The 5,499-nt window shown below is 72.0% G+C and carries 3 protein-coding genes and 2 pseudogenes; 1 reads left to right on the plus strand and 4 read right to left on the minus strand.

Annotated elements, in window-relative coordinates; all coding sequences use genetic code 11:
* Window positions 1–35: 35 nt before the first annotated feature.
* Window positions 36–1,058, minus strand: a pseudogene (locus tag K4G64_RS38080) (DUF6350 family protein); the annotation flags it as partial.
* 96 nt (window positions 1,059–1,154) lie between these two features.
* Here K4G64_RS38080 and K4G64_RS38085 point away from each other — a divergent pair.
* The gene (locus K4G64_RS38085; RefSeq protein ID WP_221760437.1) at window positions 1,155–2,474 is read left to right on the plus strand and encodes a helix-turn-helix domain-containing protein; all 1,320 of its coding nucleotides are present in this window, start codon (window positions 1,155–1,157) and stop codon (window positions 2,472–2,474) included.
* Between the two features lie 189 nt (window positions 2,475–2,663).
* Here the strand turns inward: K4G64_RS38085 and sucD are convergent, their stop codons facing one another.
* The 3 genes and pseudogenes from sucD to K4G64_RS38100 form a co-directional block, all read right to left on the minus strand.
* Complete coding sequence (gene sucD / locus K4G64_RS38090; RefSeq protein ID WP_030842029.1) at window positions 2,664–3,548, minus strand: succinate--CoA ligase subunit alpha; 885 nt, start codon at window positions 3,546–3,548, stop codon at window positions 2,664–2,666.
* Window positions 3,549–3,569: 21 nt separating this feature from the next.
* Window positions 3,570–4,748: an ADP-forming succinate--CoA ligase subunit beta gene (gene sucC / locus K4G64_RS38095; protein WP_221760438.1), complete on the minus strand. Its 1,179-nt coding sequence runs from the start codon at window positions 4,746–4,748 to the stop codon at window positions 3,570–3,572.
* A gap of 512 nt (window positions 4,749–5,260) precedes the next feature.
* Window positions 5,261–5,499: pseudogene (locus tag K4G64_RS38100) on the minus strand (hypothetical protein); the annotation flags it as partial.

Consider the following 5,499-nt stretch of genomic DNA (forward strand, 5'->3'; position numbering starts at 1 on the left):
TATCGTCGGCAGCGTCAGAGGGGTATAAGGGACAGCTCCGGTACCGCAGCCAGCAGCGGAAACGGCGGCAGGAGCGGGGCCGGCGACGAGGCCAGCGGGCCGACCGCGTGGCCGGCGCCCAGGGCGAAACCCGGCCCGAGGGCGTAGGCGGCGCCCCACACCGCCGCGTTCGGGAGCAGCGCCACGCACAGCAGCAGCACGGCGAACCGCCCCGACCACCCCTCGGTCAGCCGGAGCAGCGAGGCCTGGGTCGCCGCACCGTGCCACGCCAGCGACCCCACCACCAGCAGCGCACCACCCGCGAGGAGCACCGCCGCCCCGGCCGCCGAGGCCCGGGCTGCCACGCCGGGGCGTCCGTCCGGGCCGAGCACCAGCGGGCGTACTCCCGCCGGCAGCACGCCCAGCAACCGCCGCAGCGGCCGCCCCGGAGGGCCGTACGCCGACCACACGCCCGCCCCCGCTGCCACGCCGGCGACCAGCGGGACGCACACCCCGGTCCACACCCACGACGGCCGCAGCACGCCCCCGGCGGCGTAGAGGGCGGCGGGCACGGCGACGGCGAGGTAGCCGAGGACGACGCCCGTCCACGCGGTGCGGGGGGAGGCCAGGGGCCGGCTCGCGGCGACGGCGAGGCCCCGCTCGTGGTCGCTCTCGTAGTCGTCGTCGCTCTCGTAGTCGTCCTCGTCTTCTCCTCCGCCGTCCGTGGTGTCCCGTCCCGCCCGGTGCAGCAGCCACACGGGCAGGGCGAGCAGCAGCAGGGGCGGGAGGCCCAGGGGGGCGGGGACACCGGAGAGCGTGTCGGTGCGGACCAGCTCGGCACCGTGCGCCAGCAGCCACAGCGCCGCCGCCACGCGCATGGCGCCGCCGGGCCCGCTGTCCGGGTACGGCGAGAGGATCCACAGCAGCATCACGAGCACGGCGAACGACGCGAGCCCGAGGCCCGCTGCGAGGGCGCCATCCGTGAGGCCACCGACGAGTCCGGGCGAGCGGTCACGCATCCGGGTGAGCAGGGGTGACGGCGAACGTCGGCGAGCGGTCATCTCGGTCACGCCCGCCATGCTCCCAACGACACACGCTTTACCGGCGTAACAGGCGAACTCTCGCTGTGTCGCTAAAAATACGTTTATGTACTTTTCCGGACGGAGGGGCGCCCTGTGACGCAGAGCCCTGCCCTCCCGCTCCCTCCGCCCAAGGAACGCCGACGCCTGCGCGAGGCAGCCTCGCTGACGCGGGCTCAGCTGGCCTCCCGGGTGGGCGTCACCGGTGAGACGGTGCGCGGCTGGGAGACCGGCCGGGTCACGCCGCGCGGCCGCAAAGGGGAGAAGTACGCGAAGCTGCTCAACTCGCTGGGCGACGAGTCGGAGGTGACGCCACCTCAGGACGACGCCCTCGACGACGCCGTCGATGACGACGCCCTCGATGACGACACCCCCGAGCCGGCACCCCCGGCCGCGGTCTCCCGGCGAACCGCCCGGGCCCGGCGCAAGACCGCCGCCGACGACCGGAAGCGACCGTCCGCCGCGAAGGACCGGGGACGCGGCCCCGCGACCGTCCCTGACCACGGCCACTCCCCCGCCACGCACCACAACCGCAGCGCCGTCCCGCACGCACACCACGTCATCCTCACCGAGCGCCGGCGTACGACACCCGTGCGCCGCCCGGACGACGCCATCACCGCGCTGACCCCCGATCAGGCCTTCGACGCGCTGTACGCCTTCTGCGCACCCGCGCTCGTCCGGCAGACCTATCTGCTGACCGGCCGCCGTGAACTGGCCCGGGAGTCGGTGGAGCGGGCCTTCCAGATCGCCTGGCAGCGCTGGCCCGAGGTGGCCCGCGACCGCGACCCGGCGGGCTGGGTGCGCGCGATGGCCTACGAGTGCGCCCTCTCGCCGTGGCACCGGCTCCGGCTGCGCCACCGGCATCCCGAGCCGCCACCGCCCGACGCGTTCGACCGGGCACTGATGGACACCCTGCTGAAGCTCCCGCCGTCCTACCGCCGCACGCTGGTGCTCTACGACGGCGTCGGTCTCGGCCTGCCGGAGACGGCGGCGGAGACGGAGGCGAGCACCCGCGCGGCCGTGAACCGGCTGGCGCACGCACGCGAGGCGCTCGCCGAGCGCCTGCCGGAGCTGGCGGACCCGGAAACACTGCACTGGCGGCTGGTCGAGCTGGCCTCCACCGAGCGGCTGCGGGCCGCGAAACCGCCCGTCGTGCGGAAGGGCGGGGAACGCAGGGCCCGGTTCTGGACCCGGGCCGCCATCGCCTTCACGGTGGCCCTGATCGGCACCACGGCCCTCACCGTCCGCACGGCCCCCACCCACTACGAGCCTTCGGTACCGCCGGGAGAGACGGTTCAGGGCGTACCCCCGCCGGTCGCGCCCGGGCCACTGTCGGAGTCGGAGCAGGAACTGCGCGCGAAGCTGCGCAAGGAGGAACAGAAGGGCCCGGACCGACTGCGCCCGCAGCCGCGGTGACCGGCCGGGCCGCGGGAGCGCGGAAACGGCGGTGGGCCGCTGAGGGAGCGCGGAAACGGCGGTGGGCCCGCCCCCTGTGCAGGGGGCGGGCCCACCGATGAGCTACAGCTCCGCGGCTCAGCCGTCCGGTGTCATCCAGCCGTCGGGTGTCATCCAGCCGTCGGGCGGGATGCAGCTCTACGGCGTGGTTCAGCCCGCGAGGATCTCGCGCGCCAGCTTGGCCGTCTCGGTCGGCGTCTTGCCGACCTTGACGCCGGCGGCCTCGAGGGCCTCCTTCTTCGCGGCGGCCGTGCCGGAGGAGCCGGAGACGATGGCGCCGGCGTGGCCCATGGTCTTGCCCTCGGGCGCGGTGAAGCCCGCGACGTAGCCGACGACCGGCTTCTTCACGTTCTCCTTGATGAAGGCCGCGGCCCGCTCCTCGGCGTCGCCACCGATCTCACCGATCATCACGATCAGGTCGGTGTCGGGGTCGGCCTCGAACGCGGCGAGCGCGTCGATGTGGGTCGTGCCGATGACCGGGTCACCGCCGATGCCGACGGCGGAGGAGAAACCGATGTCACGCAGCTCGTACATCATCTGGTACGTCAGCGTGCCCGACTTCGAGACCAGACCGATGCGGCCCGGCTTGGTGATGTCGCCCGGGATGATGCCGGCGTTGGACTGGCCCGGCGTGATGAGGCCGGGGCAGTTCGGGCCGATGATCCGGGTCTTGTTGCCCTGGGACACGGCGTAGGCGTAGAACGCGGCCGAGTCGTGGACGGCGATGCCCTCGGTGATGACGACCGCGAGCGGGATCTCGGCGTCGATGGCCTCGACGACGGCCGCCTTGGCGAAGGCCGGCGGGACGAAGAGGACGGACACGTTGGCGCCCGTCTTCTCCATGGCCTCGGCGACCGTGCCGAAGACCGGGATCTCGGTGCCGTCGATGTCGACGGACGTGCCCGCCTTGCGGGGGTTCACGCCACCGACGATGTTCGTGCCGTCGGCCAGCATGAGCTTGGTGTGCTTCATGCCCGTGGCACCGGTCATGCCCTGGACGATGACCTTGCTGTCCTTGTTGAGGAAGATAGCCATGGCTGTTTAGTCCCTCGTCCCTTACTTCGCAGCCGCGAGCTCGGCGGCCTTGTCGGCCGCTCCGTCCATGGTGTCCACGCGCTGAACCAGCGGGTGGTTGGCGTCGGAGAGGATCTTGCGCCCGAGCTCCGCGTTGTTGCCGTCCAGACGGACGACCAGGGGCTTGGTGACTTCCTCGCCCTTGTCCTTGAGCAGCTGCAGCGCCTGGACGATGCCGTTGGCGACCTCGTCACAGGCGGTGATGCCACCGAAGACGTTGACGAAGACGGACTTGACGTCCGGGTCGCCGAGGATGATCTCCAGGCCGTTCGCCATGACGGCGGCGGAGGCGCCACCACCGATGTCGAGGAAGTTGGCCGGCTTCACGCCGCCGTGCGCCTCACCGGCGTACGCGACGACGTCCAGGGTGCTCATGACGAGACCCGCGCCGTTGCCGATGATGCCGACCTCACCGTCGAGCTTGACGTAGTTGAGGTTCTTCTCCTTGGCGGCGGCCTCGAGCGGGTTGGCCGCGTCCTTGTCCTGGAGGGCCTCGTGCTCCGGCTGACGGAACTCGGCGTTCTCGTCGAGGGAGACCTTGCCGTCCAGGGCGATGACGTCACCGGAGGCGACCTTGGCCAGCGGGTTGACCTCGACGAGGAGCGCGTCCTCTTCGATGAAGGTCTTCCACAGGGTGACCAGGACGTTCTCGACCTTGTCGGCGACCTCGGCCGGGAAGTTCGCGGCCTGGACGATCTGGCGGGCGACCTCGGGGGTCACACCCACGTTGGCGTCGATCGGCGTCTTGGCGACGGCCTCGGGGCGGGTCTCCGCCACCTCCTCGATCTCCACGCCGCCCTCGACGGACGCGATGGAGAGGAAGGTGCGGTTGGCACGGTCCAGGAGGAAGGAGACGTAGTACTCCTCCACGATCTCCGGGGCCGTCTCGGCGATCATCACCTTGTGGACCGTGTGGCCCTTGATGTCCATGCCGAGGATGTTGGTGGCGTGCTCGACCGCCTCGTCGGGGGTCGCAGCCAGCTTCACGCCGCCGGCCTTGCCGCGGCCACCGACCTTCACCTGGGCCTTGACGACGGACTTGCCACCGAGGCGCTCGGTGGCTGCGCGGGCCGCCTCAGGCGTGTCGATGACTTCACCGGCCAGCACCGGTACATCGTGCTTGGCGAAGAGGTCCCTCGCCTGGTACTCGAACAGGTCCACGCGCTTCCGTCCCTATCAGTGATCTCGCGGTTCGTTGTCTGCGTGGGCGTGCCGCGAGGGCAACGTGACGTCCGCTGTCTGTCACAAGGGAGGCGCACACGGTGTCCGAGCGCGCGGCATGTCCGTCTCGCAGGTTATCGCTGCTTCCGGGAGGCCTCTAAATCGAGGGTCACACCTGAGCGGTGATACCTGTCACATGATGCCGCGCTCTCTGGCACGGCGTGCCGGGTGTGAGGAGCGGGTGAGGGGCCTCACCGGGTTGGGGTTGACCCGGTGAGGCCCGCCGGACACCCCAGGAGGAGCGCGAGGGCCCTGTTCGGGGCCCGGCTCTCCGGGGCTCGGGTCGAGTGGTCCCCACCCCAATGGGGACCGACCGACCCCTCCACGAGGTTTCGGCCTCGGACCACCGACGGCTTTCGGTCGTCCGGGGCGGGACTCTCGTGAAGAGCTGGGGGATCTCTCCGCCACAGAGGGCGGGCCGACGGCGGGGAAGCCTCGGCGGTCTGCCCGTGCTAGCCGGGGAAGAGGGGGATGCTCTGGTGGCCGCCCTGGCTGCCGGCCGCGTGGGTGCGGGCCGCGTCACCGGGCACGAGCGTGAGCGGCGACCGGAGCCCCGGGGTGACGGCGTGGACATCGCCGTGCCGCGACGGCCCGCCGTCGGCCAGGGACCGGTTCCCGAGCGCACCGTCGGGACGGCCACCGGGCGGGTGCTGGGCCGGGGTGGGTCCGACGTGGGTGGACGGTCTGGGGT

It is taken from the genome of Streptomyces sp. WAC04114 (genome assembly GCF_019733245.1).
Lineage (GTDB): Bacteria > Actinomycetota > Actinomycetes > Streptomycetales > Streptomycetaceae > Streptomyces > Streptomyces massasporeus_A.